This window comes from Pseudomonas sp. 9.3L (assembly GCF_058536285.1).
Genome location: NZ_JBZUBK010000001.1, coordinates 989671 through 1006618 on the forward strand (window position 1 = coordinate 989671; position 16948 = coordinate 1006618).

Annotated in this window: 17 protein-coding genes; 6 read left to right on the top strand and 11 right to left on the bottom strand. The window is 59.0% G+C overall.

What is annotated here, in order from left to right; translation table 11 throughout:
* Positions 1-7 precede the first annotated feature (7 nt).
* The 4 genes from cyoE to hemB all read left to right on the top strand — a co-directional run bounded on the left by cyoE (position 8) and on the right by hemB (position 4678).
* A complete protein-coding gene (gene cyoE, locus AC4LE2_RS04490) occupies positions 8-898 on the top strand; it encodes a heme o synthase (RefSeq protein WP_491824360.1) in 891 nt (296 codons plus the stop codon).
* 161 nt (positions 899-1059) lie between these two features.
* Positions 1060-2280, top strand: coding sequence for an alanine transaminase (alaC, locus tag AC4LE2_RS04495; RefSeq protein ID WP_491824362.1), 1221 nt, complete (start codon positions 1060-1062; stop codon positions 2278-2280).
* Positions 2281-2522: 242 nt separating this feature from the next.
* Positions 2523-3686, top strand: coding sequence for a cyclopropane fatty acyl phospholipid synthase (cfa, locus tag AC4LE2_RS04500; RefSeq protein ID WP_491824364.1), 1164 nt, complete (start codon positions 2523-2525; stop codon positions 3684-3686).
* Positions 3687-3703: 17 nt separating this feature from the next.
* On the top strand, positions 3704-4678 hold the full coding sequence (gene hemB, locus AC4LE2_RS04505; protein ID WP_491824365.1) for a porphobilinogen synthase: 975 nt from the start codon (positions 3704-3706) through the stop codon (positions 4676-4678).
* A gap of 54 nt (positions 4679-4732) precedes the next feature.
* On the opposite strand, the gene AC4LE2_RS04510 is transcribed toward hemB, so the two are convergent.
* The 7 genes from AC4LE2_RS04510 to pyk all read right to left on the bottom strand — a co-directional run bounded on the left by AC4LE2_RS04510 (position 4733) and on the right by pyk (position 11770).
* Positions 4733-5857, bottom strand: a complete 1125-nt coding sequence (locus AC4LE2_RS04510) for a hybrid sensor histidine kinase/response regulator (RefSeq protein WP_491824367.1) — start codon at positions 5855-5857, stop codon at positions 4733-4735.
* Positions 5847-7613 carry an ATP-binding protein gene (locus AC4LE2_RS04515; protein WP_491824369.1) on the bottom strand — a complete coding sequence of 589 codons (1767 nt, stop codon included), beginning with the start codon at positions 7611-7613 and terminating at the stop codon, positions 5847-5849. Before AC4LE2_RS04515 ends, AC4LE2_RS04510 begins: the two co-directional genes overlap by 11 nt.
* Positions 7606-8598: a SpoIIE family protein phosphatase gene (locus tag AC4LE2_RS04520; RefSeq protein ID WP_491824371.1), complete on the bottom strand. Its 993-nt coding sequence runs from the start codon at positions 8596-8598 to the stop codon at positions 7606-7608. The genes AC4LE2_RS04515 and AC4LE2_RS04520 overlap by 8 nt, the downstream gene beginning before the upstream one ends.
* Positions 8589-8987: an ATP-binding protein gene (locus tag AC4LE2_RS04525; protein WP_491824373.1), complete on the bottom strand. Its 399-nt coding sequence runs from the start codon at positions 8985-8987 to the stop codon at positions 8589-8591. Before AC4LE2_RS04525 ends, AC4LE2_RS04520 begins: the two co-directional genes overlap by 10 nt.
* Positions 8947-9369, bottom strand: coding sequence for an STAS domain-containing protein (locus tag AC4LE2_RS04530; RefSeq protein ID WP_491824375.1), 423 nt, complete (start codon positions 9367-9369; stop codon positions 8947-8949). Before AC4LE2_RS04530 ends, AC4LE2_RS04525 begins: the two co-directional genes overlap by 41 nt.
* 10 nt (positions 9370-9379) lie before the next feature.
* Entirely contained in the window at positions 9380-10219 is an 840-nt protein-coding gene (locus AC4LE2_RS04535; RefSeq protein ID WP_491824377.1) for an STAS domain-containing protein, read from the bottom strand.
* A 99-nt stretch (positions 10220-10318) separates the two neighbouring features.
* Complete coding sequence (gene pyk, locus AC4LE2_RS04540; RefSeq protein ID WP_491824379.1) at positions 10319-11770, bottom strand: pyruvate kinase; 1452 nt, start codon at positions 11768-11770, stop codon at positions 10319-10321.
* Between the two features lie 153 nt (positions 11771-11923).
* Here pyk and AC4LE2_RS04545 point away from each other — a divergent pair, with 153 nt between their 5' ends.
* Complete coding sequence (locus AC4LE2_RS04545) at positions 11924-12298, top strand: tetratricopeptide repeat protein (protein ID WP_491824380.1); 375 nt, start codon at positions 11924-11926, stop codon at positions 12296-12298.
* A 174-nt stretch (positions 12299-12472) separates the two neighbouring features.
* Entirely contained in the window at positions 12473-12832 is a 360-nt protein-coding gene (locus AC4LE2_RS04550; protein WP_491824382.1) for a PilZ domain-containing protein, read from the top strand.
* On the opposite strand, the gene AC4LE2_RS04555 is transcribed toward AC4LE2_RS04550, so the two are convergent.
* The 4 genes from AC4LE2_RS04555 to AC4LE2_RS04570 all read right to left on the bottom strand — a co-directional run bounded on the left by AC4LE2_RS04555 (position 12809) and on the right by AC4LE2_RS04570 (position 16710).
* Entirely contained in the window at positions 12809-14062 is a 1254-nt protein-coding gene (locus AC4LE2_RS04555) for a DUF58 domain-containing protein (protein WP_491824384.1), read from the bottom strand. The two genes, AC4LE2_RS04550 and AC4LE2_RS04555, sit on opposite strands and share 24 nt — an antisense overlap.
* 10 nt (positions 14063-14072) lie before the next feature.
* Entirely contained in the window at positions 14073-15008 is a 936-nt protein-coding gene (locus tag AC4LE2_RS04560) for an AAA family ATPase (protein WP_491824385.1), read from the bottom strand.
* A 110-nt stretch (positions 15009-15118) separates the two neighbouring features.
* Positions 15119-16198, bottom strand: coding sequence for a DUF4350 domain-containing protein (locus tag AC4LE2_RS04565; protein WP_491824387.1), 1080 nt, complete (start codon positions 16196-16198; stop codon positions 15119-15121).
* Positions 16195-16710: a DUF4129 domain-containing protein gene (locus AC4LE2_RS04570; protein WP_491824389.1), complete on the bottom strand. Its 516-nt coding sequence runs from the start codon at positions 16708-16710 to the stop codon at positions 16195-16197. The genes AC4LE2_RS04565 and AC4LE2_RS04570 overlap by 4 nt, the downstream gene beginning before the upstream one ends.
* Between the last annotated feature and the right edge of the window lie 238 nt (positions 16711-16948).

Sequence of the window (16948 nt, forward strand, 5' to 3'; positions counted from 1 at the left end):
AGCTTGCATGTCCGTTAAGCACTTTATCCAAATCACCAAACCGGGGATCATTTTCGGTAACGTGCTTTCTGTGGCAGGCGGCTTCTTTCTTGCCGCGCAAGGGCATGTCGATCTCGGCGTGTTCCTTGCCACGGTGATCGGTACCTCACTGGTAGTGGCGTCCGGGTGTGCATTCAACAATTGCATCGACCGCGACATTGACGTGAAGATGGAGCGCACCCGGAACCGGGCCATCGTTCAAGGCTTGGTTTCGATCAAGGTCGCCTTGATCTACGCCACGGTACTGGGCGTGCTTGGGCTGGGCTTGCTGTATACCCAGGCCAACCCGCTGGCGGCGCTGTGTGGCTTTATCGGCTTCGCCATTTACGTAGGGCTTTATAGCCTTTGGTTGAAGCGCCGGTCGGTTCATGGCACGTTGGTAGGCAGCCTATCGGGGGCCATGCCGCCCGTGATTGGGTACGTGGCGGTGACAAGTCAGTTCGACATCGCCGCGTTGACCCTGCTGGTCATGTTCAGCCTGTGGCAAATGCCACATTCCTATGCCATCGCGATTTTCCGCTTCAATGACTATCGCGCTGCTTCCATTCCGGTACTGCCGGTGGAGCGGGGGATTCTCGTGGCCAAACGCCATATCCTCTACTACATCCTGGCTTTTGTCGTAGCTACCCTGATGCTCACACTGTGCGGTTATGCAGGGCTGAGCTACATGGCGGTTGCAGCAGCCATGGGCATGTATTGGTTGTACATGGCGTGGACGGGCTACAAGGCTACTGACGACCGCGTATGGGCACGCAAGCTCTTTGTGTTCTCGATCTTCACGATCACTGCGTTGAGCGTGATGATGTCGGTGGACTTCAAAGTATCAGCAGGTGTATTGCTAACGTCTGCCTTGCCTTAAACAAGGTGGTAACGAAAACCGGGCCCTCACACAGGCCCGGTTTTTTTTGCCTGAATATTTTCTGGACTTTGCAAGGTTACTGCCCTTATTGTCGCTGCGAGCCAGCGATCTGGCTCACGTCGCTCGGACGGTTCCGGGCGCTTACGTACGCTGAGGACACCATGGCCGAACTCCGTTCGCCGCGCCGGTTTGCGCGCATTGACCGCCTTCCCCCCTATGTATTCAACATTACTGCCGACTTGAAGATGGCTGCGCGTCGCCGCGGTGAGGACATCATCGATCTGAGCATGGGCAACCCTGATGGCGCAACCCCGCCTCATATCGTCGAGAAACTGATCAGTGTTGCTCAGCGCGACGATACCCATGGTTATTCCACCTCCAGGGGTATTCCTCGTTTGCGCCGGGCTATTTCCCGGTGGTACGCGGACCGTTACAGCGTCGACATCGACCCAGAGCATGAAGCCATTGTGACCATTGGCTCCAAGGAAGGCCTGGCTCACCTGATGCTGGCCACGCTTGATCAGGGCGACACGGTATTGGTACCCAATCCCAGTTATCCCATCCACATTTACGGTGCGGTCATTGCCGGGGCCCAGGTACGCTCTGTACCGCTGGTACCGGGTGTGGACTTCTTCAATGAGCTGGAACGGGCCATTCGCGAGTCCATTCCCAAGCCAAAGATGATGATTCTGGGGTTCCCGTCCAACCCCACGGCGCAGTGTGTGGAGCTGGACTTTTTCGAGCGTGTGGTAGAGCTGGCCAAGCGGTATGACGTGTTGGTTGTACACGACCTGGCGTACGCCGACATTGTGTATGACGGCTGGAAAGCCCCTTCCATCATGCAGGTGTCTGGTGCAAAGGACATTGCCGTCGAGTTTTTCACGCTGTCTAAGAGCTACAACATGGCCGGCTGGCGCATAGGCTTCATGGTCGGCAACCCGGAACTGGTAGCGGCGCTGGCGCGCATCAAGAGCTATCACGACTATGGGACCTTCACCCCGCTTCAAGTGGCCGCTATCGCAGCCTTGGAAGGCGATCAGACCTGCGTGAAGGACATCGCCGACCAGTATCGTCAGCGCCGCAACACCTTGGTCAAAGGCTTGCACGAAACCGGTTGGATGGTAGAAAACCCTAAGGCATCGATGTATGTATGGGCCAAGATACCTGAGCCGTATGCCGCCATGGGCTCACTGGAGTTCGCCAAAAAACTGCTGGCCGAAGCAAAGGTGTGCGTCTCGCCAGGTATAGGCTTTGGAGATTACGGTGACGACCACGTACGGTTTGCCTTGATTGAAAACCAAGACCGAATCCGCCAGGCGGTACGTGGCATACGCCAAATGTTCCGTAATGACGGCCTGCTTCCCAAGCCGCCCAAGGTATAAGACGCGGGCCATTATTGCCTGCTGGGTAAGGCACTTTTCTGCTAAAGCCGCTGTTTGCAAAACAAGCAGCGGCTTACCCTCCACCTTGCTTAGTAAATAACCCCCTGTCCTGTTCTGCACGCCGAGCCGCCTTGCAGCCGAACCACCCTATTGTCTTGCTATCAAATGATAGTCACTACACTGCCATGTACTTCCCATCAGGAATCTATCCATTAGATAAAACGTTCGGACAGGTGATAGCTATGCAAACCAAGCTTTCAGGTTCACCCGCTTCCTCTGTGTCTCATGATCATGCGTCCAGCTCTTTACAGTTTGCCCAGCAATTGTTAACCCGAGCAGGTATTGGCATGCATGGCGTACAGCCTTGGGACTTGACGCTGAATAAACCCGGTGTACCGGAACGGGCGTTGGCTGAAGGCAACCTTGGCCTTGGCGAAGCCTATATGGACGGGGACTGGGAAGCAGAGCACCTGGACGAATTTTTTGCGCGGCTCCTGCGAGCAGGTGTGGCGGACATGGTCAGTCCCGCGGGGTTATTACTGCATGCCGTCAAGGCCAAGCTATTGAACCTACAGAATAAAGACCGTGCCTGGCAGGTGGGGGAACAGCACTACGACTTGGGCAATGATTTTTACGAGGCCATGCTTGACCCTCGCATGACCTATACCTGCGGGTACTGGAAAGAAGCCACAACGCTGGAAGAGGCGCAGAACGCTAAACTCGACCTGATATGCCGCAAGTTGGATTTGAAACCTGGTCAGCGGGTGTTGGACATCGGATGCGGGTGGGGCAGCTTCATGTCCTATGCCACTGAGCATTACGGCGTGCAGTGTGTAGGCGTGACGATTTCCCGCGAGCAGTGCGAGTGGGCAAAAGCCCGTTACCCGCACCTCCCGTTGGAGTTCCGGCTGCAGGATTACCGCGAGGTGGACGAGCAGTTCGACCATATTGTCAGCGTAGGCATGTTTGAGCACGTAGGTCGCAAGAACCACCGGGTGTACATGGAAGCTGCTCACCGGTGCTTGAAGGACGATGGGTTGTTTCTGCTACATACCATTGGCAAGAATCGCCGCAACAGCACCACCGATCGCTGGGTCGATAAATACATTTTCCCCAATGGAGATTTGCCCTCCATCGGGCAGGTGGGAGATGCGATCGACGGTTTGTTCATTGCTGAAGACATGCATAACTTTGGCGCCGACTACGACAAAACCCTCGTCGCCTGGTGCCGAAACTTTGAAGCGGCCTGGCCGCAATTCGCCGAGCGCATGGGGGAGCGATTCTTCCGTATGTGGCGGTACTATTTGCTGTCCTGCGCGGGTGCGTTCAGGGCACGTGACATTCAGCTCTGGCAGTGGGTATTGTCCAAAAAGGGCGTACTTGGTGGTTACCAGCGTATTAGTTGATCTTAAAAGGTAAAGACATGAGCAATGTGTTCCCCGTTAGCCGCCCGCGTCGTTTACGACGCTCGGACGCCCTGCGTTCGGTATTCCAGGAGACGGAGTTTCAACTCAAGGATTTGGTGCTACCGATTTTTGTGGAGGAAGGCATCGATGACTTCGTGCCCATCACCAGTATGCCAGGGGTCAACCGTATCCCCGAGTCGCGCCTGGCGAGCGAAATCGAGCGTTACGCACGGGCCGGCATTCGCTCAGTGATGACCTTCGGTGTCTCGCACCATCTGGATGACACGGGCAGTGATACCTGGAACGAAGAGGGCCTCGTCGCGCGCATGGCTCGAATCTGCAAGGACACCGTGCCGGAAATGATCGTAATGTCTGACACCTGCTTTTGTGAGTACACCTCCCATGGACACTGCGGGGTCGTTCACGGCCACAATGTCGATAACGACGCTACGCTGATCAACCTGGGCAAGCAGGCGGTCGTGGCGGCCCGTGCCGGAGCAGACTTCATCGCGCCTTCCGCTGCCATGGACGGTCAGGTACAAGCCATCCGCAGTGCGTTAGATGCTGCAGGCTTCACCGACACCTCGATCATGGCCTACTCCACCAAGTTTGCCTCCTCGCTATACGGGCCGTTCCGGGAGGCCGGTGGCACTGCGCTCAAGGGGGACCGCAAGGCGTACCAGATGAACCCTATGAACCGCCGCGAGGCGGTGCGCGAATCACTGCTGGATGAGCAGGAAGGCGCAGACGCCCTGATGGTCAAACCAGCCGGTGCCTACCTGGACATCATTCGGGATATTCGCGAGGCTTCCCGGCTGCCATTGGCGGCTTATCAAGTAAGTGGCGAATACGCGATGATCAAGTTCGGTGGCGCCGCAGGAGCCATCGACGAGGCCCGTGTGATGCGTGAAAGCCTGGGCGCCATCAAACGCGCTGGCGCAGACATGATCCTGACCTACTTCGCCATGGATATCGCCCGCGATGGTCTTTGACTAAGAAGGGCAGGCTACCAGCGCTACGATAGCGCTGGTAGAAGGTTATGCGGGTCAATCTCGGCTGGTGGTGGCTTGAAGTGTTATGTGCATGTGCACATGCACATAGGCGTGGCCTTCGCGGTTATCGAACGCCACGTGAGCGCCACAGCTTTCGCACAGGGCCTTGACGATAGGCAGCCCTAGCCCCCACCCCTTGGTCTCGCTTCGCGTGGAGATGAAGTAAGGGGTAGCCAAGTTGGTAAGCACCTCTTCAGGGAAGCTGCCTTTATTGGCCACGCTGAAATGAACCTGACCGCTCTCCTGCCACTGGTTCACCTTGATAGGGTGATCGGCATCGCCATGTTTACTGGCATTGATTACCAAATTATCAAGGATGCGTAGAAACGCGTTGCGGTCCCAGTGAACCACCAGGTCGGTAATGGCGAGTTGAGCCTCGATCGCCTGAGGTACATGCAGGCGCAGGTTTTCCAATGCGTTTTCGAATAGCGGGCCTACGGGCATGGATTCGGGCGCAAGTTTTATACCGCCCCCCATGGCAACGTGAGAGATGTCCAATACATTGCCGATCATCCGGTCGATGCGCTTAAGGTTATCTTCAAGTATCTGAAGCAACTCTTCGGTGCGCCGTGCAGGGTTTTTCTTCATCAAGCCGGTGACCATGGTCGCTGCGGCAAGGGGCGAGCGCAGGTCGTGACTGAACGAGCGCATGAAACGCTCAAGCATGATTTTCTCGGCTTGCAGGCTCTCACTTCGGGCAACGGCCACTTGACGGTGGCGCTCTACACGCTCCAGACGGTTGTCTGATTTCACCAGGCTGGCAATCGTCGCCAGCATTTCTTCGGCGTCGATCGGGTGGGTCAGATACGCACGGGCGCCCTTGTTCAGCCCCATGGCCTTATCTGCACCACTGATGAAGGTGGCAGAAATATTGATGATGGCAGGTACGTGGTCGCTGCCCAGCTTGCGCTCAGCTTCCCTGATCAGTTCGAACCCGCTCATGTCGGGCAGGTTGATGTCCAGGATGACCAGGTCCACGCTGGTGTCCAGAAGCGCCAGGCCATCGGCCCCGTTGCCTGCCTCAAGCACCTCGTAGCGGGGTTCACTAGCCAGGATCTTACGCAGCACATACCGATTGGCGTGCATGTCGTCGATGATCAGAATCCGTCTAGTGCGCATGACGAAACCCCGCGCTAAGTCTCAGCAAGTGCCGCAGCACCGACTCTGAATAGCCAGGCTGGCCTTTGAGCAAGACGCCCGCAGACTGGCCAGCCAAGGCCAGGTGTTCTGCCTCTACGAGTGGCTTGGCGGTATTGATCAGTACGCGGGCATGCATGGCCCAATCCATGCTTTCGAGCAAATCCCCTCCATAGATATCCGGCAGTTCCAGGTCGAGGAAAATGACATCGGGACGCACGGCGTGCAGTTTATCGATGCTATCGGCAGCCGTGGAGGCTTCGATGATCACAGGCGTGTAGGGCTCCAGTAAGTGGCGCAGTAGGTAACGGTCACCTTCGTTGTCGTCGATGATAAGTACCGTTAGGCCGTCAAGGGTGAGGCTATGCAAGTCTTCTTCCTCGCCCTTGTGTAACTGCCGGGCGATGTCTACCGTGAACCGGCTGCCCTGTTCAGGCACGCTGGTCACACGGATGTCTCCGCGCAGCAGTACCGCCAGGCGCTGGGCCAGGGGCAACCCCAGGCCGTTGCCTTGTACCTGAGTCAACCCTGGCATACGTACCCTGGCGAACTCTTCGAAAATGCGGCCTAAGTTGTCTTGTGAAATACCAACCCCGGTGTCTTCTACCACAAGCTCGATGTTCTTATCGTTGGGCTGGAACACTCGCACCGTCACTGAGCCTTCCGGGGTGTACTTGAAGGCATTGCTGATGAGGTTGCGCATGATCTGGAACAGGCGGTTACGGTCGGTTTCCAGCATCACCGGGTGTTCGAGTGCAATGACATCCCACGTCAGGCGCGGGTAACGCAATGCCAGCGCGGCCATGAATTGCCGGAGTTGCTCGACGAAGGTGTCCAGCGAAAATGCTGACGCCACGACCTCCATGCGGCCGGACTCGGCTTCGGCCAGGTCCAGTAGCTCATTGACCATTTCGGCCAACTCTGCCGCAGCGGAGCTGATAAAGCCCATCTGCTTGAGCTGTTCAGGGTTGAGTTCCCCATCGGACCCATTGAGCAGCAGCTTCGAAATGTTTTCGATGATATTGATAGGGGTGCGGAACTCGTGAGTCATGTTGGAAAAGAAGCGGCTCTTGGATTCACTGGCGAAGGCGAGTTCCTGAGCGGTCTTTTCCAGTTCCGAGTACAGCGCCACCACGCCCTTGTTGGTGGTTTCCAATTCAAGGTTGGTGGCTTCCAGCTCACGCTGCTTATTGGTGAGTTCAGAGGTGGTTAGCAGTAGCTCCGAGCCTTGCTCTTGCAGCGCTATGAACGGGTCGGCCAGCCCTGCACTGGATAAAGCACGCTGCAAGGCGGCCAATTGACCGGCCTCCGGGAAGGGGCGTTCGGGGTACACCCGCTTGCCGGCCTGAATGCGTGTTCCCTGTGCGCCAGTGTCGATAGCCCAATGGTCCAAAAGCCGCTGCGCGCCCCCTAGGCCTACACCCATGCCAGTAGGAGAGACATAGCTGCCGTCGAGTATGTGGTCCAGATGGGGGATGCCAGGGCCCTGGTCGATTGCGTCGAACATAATGGCACTGACCTTACCCTCGGCCGTGCGCGCCAGATAGAAATGAAACACACCGCTGCCTGCGTACTGGTAAACGTTACGGGCAAGCTCGGACACCGCCGTGGCCAGCCGAATCTGGTCCAGCGAAGGCAGCTTTAGCCAGCCGGCAATGTGCTTGGCGCACTGGCGGCACGCGACAACGTCGGTTTCAGCCTGAATGCGCAGGCTGGTGAGGCGCTGGAGGTCAGTCAATTCGTGCTACCACCACAGTCACGTCATCGTTGGTGCGGCGAAAATCCCGATGCAGCAACGCAGCGATGATTTCCGGGTGGCGTATCCGCAGCCCCGCATACTGATCAGTCTCAAGACGCGTCTTGATTCCATCGCTGGTCATGACAAGCACGGTTCCGGGCTCCCAAGGGTAAGAAAAGGTCTGGGTTCGGCCCATTTTGTAACCTACGGTGCCATTGCTGGACACCATGCTCCTATTCTTTTCACCCAGCAACAGCCCTGCAATGTTGCCCATGCCGCAATACATCACCTGGCGGGTGTGGGGACTGACTTCGGCAATGCCCACTGCCCCTCCGCGGGTGGCAAGCAATGCGCGGTGAAGCCGCTCCATCACTTGTTCCAGCGGCACCTGCGTGTCGTGTTCCAGAAACACTTCACGTGCACGTCGGCTGGCTTCGCCGGCAGCATGACCATGACCAAGGCCATCGCAGATCAGTACGCGATGCCCTTTGACCGCCCAGGCATCGCCCGATACCACTTCGCCCGGATAAGGCACGCATACCGCGCCGTAGTGCAAGTCAGGCTCCGGTTGAGGTTCAGGGGCGGGCAGGTTGAACTGGGCGAACACCACGGTGCCGTGGTCAGGTTGTGAATACACATCGAACGTATCGGCCATGCGCCGCACCGAGCCCAGCCCTACACCCATGGTGCCAATGGAAGAATAATGATCTGCCAGGCATTGGCTGAGGTTGGCCATGCCAGGGCCGTCATCCACCGCCAGCAGGCTCAGATGTCGCTCGCTCTGGCGATAGATCAAGTAGCCTTCACCGGCATGTAGCACCAGGTTGCGGCCTAACTCCTGCACCACGATAGTGAGCTTGCCCAACTGCTGTTCATTACTCGTCAATCGGCTGGCCTGGCGCACGACGGCACGCCGCGCCGCATCGACATGCGCAAGGTCGTTCACAGGCAGCACCAGGCTGCAGGCCTGGCTGTCTACTTCCATTTCCACAATTCCACCGTCGTCCCTGAGCCGGGTGTGCTCTGAATACTGAAGTGGTCGACCAAGCGCCGCGCGCCGCTCAACCCTAGGCCCAGGCCGCTGCCGGAGGTATAGCCATCGACCATGGCCTGGTCCAGGTCAGCGATGCCTTGACCCTGGTCGGCCACTACCAGGCGAACGGCCGCCCGCCCTTCGCGCAGGGTGCGCTCCAATTGGCATTCGCCACCACCACCGTAAATCAGCGCATTACGGGCAATTTCACTCGCGGCGGTGACGATCTTGGTCTGAGACACCAACCCAAGACGTGCTTCTTCCGCAGCCTTGCGCACCCGTTGGCGGATGATGACGATGTCAGTTTCCTGTTTCAGCGGGAGTGTCTCTATGTTCGTCACTCTCGACCTCTGCGACCAAATCATCGTTCACGTTTTGTTCCAGCCAGCGCATGCCTTTCTCGACATTCAGCGCGGTGGCGATCCCTGACAACGACAACCCGAGTTCAACCAGGGTTATGGCCACAGCCGGTTGCATGCCAACCACAATGACCTTGGCATCGAGTATTCGAGACACATTGGCAATATGGGACATCATGCGGCCAATGAAGGAATCGACGATTTCAAGTGAGGAAATGTCGATCAACACCCCTTTGGCACTATGCCGCACAATCTGCTCGGTAAGGTCTTCCTGAAGGTCCATGGCCAATTGGTCATGCATGTCCACCTGAATGCTTAGCAACAGGTAGCGACCCATCTTGAGAATCGGAATTCTGTCCACCATCAAGCGTACCTCAGCGTGGATTGGCGCTAACGAGACGAACGTTCAGCTCTTTGAGTGCGAGTTGGAAGGCATCTGCCAGCGAGGCCTTGGTCACCACGTCCCCAAGCTCCACGCCCAGGTGAACGATAGTGGCTGCAATTTGCGGGCGAATACCGCTGATGATGCAGCGAGCCCCCATCAACTTGGCGGCAGTAATGGTCTTGAGCAGGTGCTGTGCGACCATGGTGTCTACCGTGGGTACCCCGGTGATGTCGATGATCGCGATGTCCGATTCGGTCTCGACGATCTTCTGCAACAGTGCTTCCATCACCACCTGGGTGCGGTTGCTGTCGAGTGAGCCAATCAAAGGGACTGCCAACACGCCTTTCCATAATTGGACCACCGGCGTGGACAACTCCAACATGCTCTCCTGTTGCTCCCGGATCACCTGCTCACGGCTGGAGACGAAGCGTTCCATGCTGTACAGGCCTAGTTTGTCCACCAACTGACTGACCCTTAGCAATTGCTGGCTGGCAAAGGCACCCTGCTGTTGCAGCAGGTTAAACAAGGGCCCTTTGAGCGACAGGATGAAGGTAGCGGTTTCGCTAGGAGTAAAGCCTTGGCGGCTCTGGGCCTGACTCAAGCGTTCAAGAAAAGACTTGACGGGGTTCCAGCCGGAGTGAGCCACGTCATCGCCGCTCTCTGCCAGTGCTCGAAGAAACGCCTTCAACAAGTCCTGGGAATTCTCGACCATGGCAGCGTCATTGGTCAGATCCAGCCTTACGCCCGCTGTGCGCTGGACGTCGACCCATTGGTGAAGAATGGCGCTTTCGTGCTGTTTAAAAATGTCGGCAAGCGCAACGGCGGTCATGGAAGCCTTCCTATAGGAGTAGTCTTAAAACACACCACAGTAGCAAGAAGGCTTCACAAACTGAAGGGCGAGGGCATGCAAACCCCCCGCCCTTGGGCGTTATACCAGTTGGTCGCCCACGTGGAGGATTTTCATCCCGTTGGTTCCGCCGATGGTGTGGTAGCTGTCACCCTTGGTGAGGATGACCCAGTCACCGGTTTCAACCAGGCCGCGCTTGATCAACTCATCTACCGCTGCCTGGCTCACCTTGCCTACTTCATAGTCGGAAGGGTCGAAGGGCACGGTGTACACGCCTCGAATCAGAGCCGCGCGCGCCTGGGTTTCCCGGTGCGACGAGAAGGCGTAGATCGGCACGGAAGAGCGGATACGGGACATGATCAGCGGTGTGTAACCACTCTCGGTCAGGGCAATGATCGCCTTGACGCCCGGGAAGTGGTTAGCGGTGTACATGGCCGCCAGCGCAATGCTCTCGTCGCAACGGGTGAACTGGGTGTACAGCCGGTGGCTCGATTTTTTGCTGGTAGGGTGCTTTTCAGCCCCCAGGCAAATGCGCGCCATGGCCTGCACCGCCTCGATGGGGTAGGCACCTGCGGCGCTTTCCGCCGAGAGCATTACCGCATCGGTGTAGTCGAGCACGGCGTTCGCCACGTCTGACACTTCAGCGCGGGTCGGCATGGGGTTCTGGATCATGGACTCCATCATCTGGGTCGCCACGATCACCGCCTTATTGTTGCGCCGGGCATGCTGGATGATCTTCTTCTGGATAGCGACGAGTTCCGCATCGCCGATTTCCACGCCAAGGTCCCCACGTGCCACCATCACTGCGTCGCTGGCACGGATCAGGCCGTCGAGGCTTTCGTCGTCAGCCACCGCTTCGGCACGCTCGATCTTGGCCACCAGCCAGGCAGTACCGCCTGCGGCATCGCGCAGCTCCCGTGCGTACTCCATGTCCTTGGCGTCCCGAGGGAACGACACGGCCAGGTAGTCCAGCTCCATTTCAGCGGCCAGCTTGATGTCGGCTTTGTCTTTTTCGGTCAACGCAGGTGCAGTAAGCCCGCCCCCACGACGGTTGATGCCCTTGTGGTCCGACAAGGGGCCGCCGATCAATACCACGCAATGCAGGGCGTCGGCATCAGCACGCTCCACGCGCATTACCACACGGCCGTCGTCCAGCAACAGCTCGTCGCCCACACCGCAATCCTTGACCAAGTCGGGGTAGTCAATGCCTACGACCTGCTGGTTACCGTCGGTCAGTGGGTGGCTGGTAGAGAACGTGAAGAGGTCGCCTACCTTGAGCTCGATACGCTTGTTGGTAAATTTGGCGATACGGATCTTCGGGCCTTGCAAGTCACCTAGCAGCGCTACGTGACGGCCATGACGTGCGGCAATCTCGCGTATCAGGCGCGCACGTGCCTTGTGTTCGTCAGGCGTGCCGTGGGAGAAGTTAAGGCGAGCTACATCGAGCCCAGAGAGGATCAGTTGTTCCAGTACTTCAGGTGAATTACTGGCTGGGCCAAGGGTGGCGACGATTTTAGTACGGCGTACGGTCATGCACTGGCTCCTTAATTGACACGCCAAGGAAGGCTACTCCTCAATCGTGGTGTAGTCATCGACGGTTTGCACTACCTGAGCGAAGACATGTTCACGCAGGGCTGAAGATTTTCGTGGGCAGGCCGATACACTTAAGGCGTACAGGAGATCTCCATGCGAACCCTCATCATATTGACAATGCTGGCCTCGGTGGCCGGTTGTACCCGCTGGTCCATGGACCAGCACCTTAACAGTGCCTACCGTGCGTATGACGACGGTGACTGCAAGAAGGTCATGTTGGAATTGTCACAGGTAGACCGCAAGAGCCGGGCCCGGCCTTATATCAGGCCCGAAAGCGCGATGTTGCGGGGCCAGTGCCTGGAGCGTCAGAACCTGTTCCCCGATGCGGCTCAGACCTATCAATTCATCATGTACCAGTACCCTGGCACTGAATATGCATTCCGTGCCCAGGCCCGTTTGCAAACGCTGGCCAAGTTGGGCCAGTACCCACTCAGAGGCAGTGCCATGACTCAACCGGTACCTAACTGAGTGACCAGCGGTACAGCAGCGGTCGGCAGAGCGCCAGCCTTGCGTTAAGCTTAGGCAACTAAGCATTTTGGTGTCGGGTACCGCGTACCGCGTACCGGGTACCGCGTACCGCTTATAAATACCGCAACCGTACGGCAGTCATCATTTTCATCGTTACAAAACAGTGAGCAGGCCATGTATATCGAGCGTCGCATAGAGCGGCATCAATTGCCGTACTACCTCAAGGTGTACAACCGATTTACCGACCGGCCCATCGGTTACTTGGGCAACGTGTCCGAAGCCGGGTTAATGTTGATTAGCAATGTGCCATTGCTGGTGGGCCCTGATTTCGAATTACAGCTCAAGGTGCCTGGGCATGACGGTGAGCTTCAGCTTATTGACCTGACAGGCAGCTGCTTGTGGTGCCAGGAAGACACAACGCCAGGGTTCTTCGATTCCGGCTTCATGCTGCTGGATGTCCCTGTGGAGTATGAACAGCTGGTAGGCGCGCTACGCCGTTACTTCAGTTTCCTACCGTTCAGCGCCTCGGCGTAGGCCCTCATGGTCTGTGGCAAGACGCGCCAGTAGGCGCTGTGCCACGGCATTACCTGGCGCCTTTATCACCTCGATCCCTTGTTGCGCCAACGGTACTGCCGCCTGTTCATGCAGCTCAAGCGAGTGGACGGCCCGGCAGTACGCCCGGGCCTGGGCGGCGGTGCGCACGGCGAGGGTCGGAAGGTGGGTCAGGGCTGTGTCGATAACGTCTACAACGATCAAGCGATGTATCTGGGCCAAGACGCTGAGCGAGGCGGCAATCGCTGCGCTGTCCGCGGGTAGCCGGGTGATCAGCACAATCAACATCGGCCCCTGAGGGTTCGCCAGGAGCCAGGCTACTTCTGCGGCAGTGTCCATAGGTTGTTGGCTTGGAGGGCAGGCCTCTAGCAAACGGTGCAGTTCAGCAAGCTGCTGTTCATTGGCGCTGGCAATCAAATGTCTGGGGCCGCTACCGGCATTCAAGTGCAGGCCCACCGGGGTCTGTTCAGCGACCGCCATGAAACCCACGGCCAGGGCCGCATCGGCGGCATGGTCGAATGCGCGGTTGCCCGTACCCCCGGCTAGCATGGCCGGGCCGGTATCCAGCCACAGCAGCAGCGAGCTAGCCTTGGGCAGGTTCTCCATCGTGCACGCCCTGGCCCCCAGGTGCGCTCGACGAAGGCTGGCGGCCTCACGCGCCATGCGGTCGATCGCGTCCAGGTCTGGGCCTACAGACGCTCGCCCAGGCAAGGGCACCTGGCGGGTGACTTCCCATAGCCCTAGCGGCCCGCTCACCTGAAGCTTGCAGCCTGCAAGCGCCCACACGCCACGTTGCAAGGGGCGCATGCGATAGGTAAAGCACGCGGCCTGATGCGCAGGCAGGTCAAGGGTTCGTGGCAAAGCGTCCACTGCTACCGTGGGTGCGCTGGAACGGTCACCGCCTTCGTCGTAGCGCAGCCTGATTCGATAGCCCCGTGGGTTTTCTACAGTGACCTCTACCTCGTATACACGACCAATCGAGAGCCGTTCGGGTACCTTTCGGCGCACGTTGGGAAGGGGTAGGCGCCACGCCAGGTAAAGGTCAAGGGCGCTGGCCAGCACGCCGAGCACTAGCGCAGCCTCGCAGAGGCCCACCGCTAGGCCGGACCCATCCAGGCCGGACCCATCCAGGCCGGACCAAGCTGCATCGATCAGCGACAACAGCAATACAAGGGTAAACAGCCCGACCACGCGTAAACGAGGGCGCATCATCCGCGATGACTCATGGGCGAGGCGCGGTCACCTGGTTGATGACCTCTGCCAAGGTGTCTTCCAGGGTAACGCCTTGAAGCCGTTGCGCAGCCGCAGCCTTCACCCGATGACGCAACACCGCGGGGGCGCCCTGTTTGATGTCTTGAGGGCTGGCGTAGGCGCGGCCCTGCAACAATGCCCTGGCCTGGGCATAGCGCACCAGGGCGATGGCCGCGCGCGGCCCGGCACCCTGACCCAGGTGCGGGGTAAAGCGAGTGGCGCGAACCAGGCGGACGGCGTAGTTCACGAGTTGCTCATCCACAGTGACCTTACTGCGTTTTGCCTGCAATGCTGTCACCTGCGCCGCCGTAAACAACGTATGGGGGGACACCACGTCCAACATGTCTCTGGCGCTAGAAAGGCCTACCTCCCGGACCAGGCGGGCTTCATCGTCCTGGCCTGGAAAGGGCACGGTGACTGCAAGCATGAACCTATCAAGCAGTGCCTGCCCAAGCGTAACTGCGCCCATGGGGTCGAGCAGGTTGCGGCTGGCGATAAAGAGGCACGGCGCACGTGCGGCGCCAGCCTGCGCTAGCGCGTGCTCGTCGGTCGCCTGCAGCGCGAACTGCAGTGCCGCTTGCCCGCCCGGTGAGACATGCTCCAGGCCGCTGACCCATACCACCTCGCCCGTCGGCAAGCGCGCACCGGTATGACCAAGCCGGTTACCCACAGCAGTGACCGGGCAGGGTAGAGGCGTGAAGGTTGCACCGAATGACGCCGCCAGGGCGCGGGTGATCAATCCTTTACCCACGCCCGGTGGGCCCTCAAGCAACACATGCCCGCCACTGATTAAAGCGATCAACAGCGCCTCGGTCACCGCCCCTTGGCCGATCAATACGGTATTAAGCTCGGTGGCCCAGTGGGACAGGGCGTCGTCGGTGGTTGCAGGGAGTACAGGGCCGTTCATGCGTGACGATGCTCTATGGCGGCTACGTTGGAAGTATGATCAGGCAAAGATACCTGATTTTGTCGTGAACACGGGAACACGGGAACACGGGAACACGGGAACACAGGCGCTCACAAGGCATTCCTGATCGCCTGCAGCTGCGCCACCTGCCGCCTGAAGGCGCTGGCATTGATTCGAGGCTCTGCAGGCGGCAGCAGTGCCTTCGCCACCGTGACCGTAGGGATACCGGCATGCCTGGCCAGCAGGTTCCATTGTTCAGCGACCGGCCGCTGGCTGAAGCCGGGATGGCGACGGTTCGCGGCGCGCTGGATGTCCTCGCGCAGCCCTTTAAGTAGGCTGGCGCGGTGCGATGCACGCAAATGGCTGCCACCCCGCCGCAGCTCTGGCCTTCTGGCAGGGTTGACAGCTGGCCATCGTGTTGCCATGAGCCAGGTCATCAATAGCAGCACAATCGCGCCGTACAGCCCTATGGGTAAACGATGGTCTGAAGCAGGCAGAGGGGCGTGATCGGGGGCTCGGTACTGCATGACCACCTGCCGGCCCTGGTTGAGGTACCACAACAACCAGGCGTTATCGAACTGGCCTATGGCTCCATTGCGCCATAGGTTGGTGTCGCTCACCACCGTCAAGGTGCCATTGCCCATGTTCACTTGTACCATGTGGGTGCCTTGCGGGCTGTTGGCCCAAGACTGCGCCAGGTCATCGGAATCCTCCAGGTGCCGACCAGGGCCAAAGCCCAACAGCAAAGGCGCATCCTGAACCTCCAGGTACAGCTCGGTCAGGGTACTGCGGGCAGCGATAGGCGCAGCGCCGGCGCTGACGTAAGCATTGAGTGCGTGGATGCCTAGCGGATCGAGCAAGGGGTCCTGGCTACTGCCAGGCGTCCAAAAGCCCTGAACGGTGACTAATAATCGCCCGCCCGCGTAGACCCAGGCGAGCAACGCCTGCGCCTGTTCAGGGCTCATGCGTTGGCGCTCGCCCAGCAGCATCAGGCTTAAGCTGGGCGCAGGGTGGCGACTAAGGGCTCGCAGGTCTTGGGTGCGCGTGACGTCCAGGCCTTGATGCCTCAAAAAGCGCTCAGCCGTTGCATAGGGGTACTCAGCCGTGCCCACCTCGGTAAAGGCTATCCAGAGCGCGCCGGGTATGAAGAGTGCGACGCACAGGGCCCAGCGTGCTACCCGGCGCTTCATGGGGCCACCTCATTCGGGAACACGCCCTGCCATCCCCGGCACAGTTCAGCCCATTGTTCCTCACTCGGAGTGGCGCCCGCATATCGAGCCTGTTGCCAATGCCCCAGCAGCGAACGCGCAACCTGTTCCAAGCCGCCAAGGCGTAATGCCGCTACCCGTTGGAGGACGTCGGGCTCGGTATCGCTAGGCGCAACAACCACGCTGTAATCGCTGGCGAGGCGCTCAAGCAGGCCTTGGTACAGCCTGCCCAAGGCTGCGACGGGTGCGTGTGGCCACAGTGCCTGCGCTTCTTCAAGTGCAGGGTGCTTGGCCGAGTTGCGAGGCAGTGCCCGGTAGGTGACCGGCGATTGCCTGGTACGGCGTCGCTTGGCGAGCTGTGCAGCTATTGCCCAGGCGGCGGCTATTAAGGCTGTGATTGCGAGCGCCTCTGCGCCTAGTAGCCAGGCATCAGGCGCCGTGGGGGTGGCGACTACCTGGCCGATTGCTACGCGCGCTGCTTCGGCGGTTAGCATGGTTTGCTCTGCATGCGCCGAGGCGGGCGTGCATTCGACTGCCAGAGCGGCTAACAGTAGGCTGGCAGGGCGCACAACGCCACCGCGAGGAGGGTGTAAACAGGCAGGCATCGTTTGAAACAACATAGCCCATTCACGTGAGGAGGAGGAGGGGTGATGCTAGCCATGCGCGGCCATTCAAGCAACTCACCTGCGAACCTGCGAACCTGCGAACCTGCGAACATGCGAACCTGCGTCT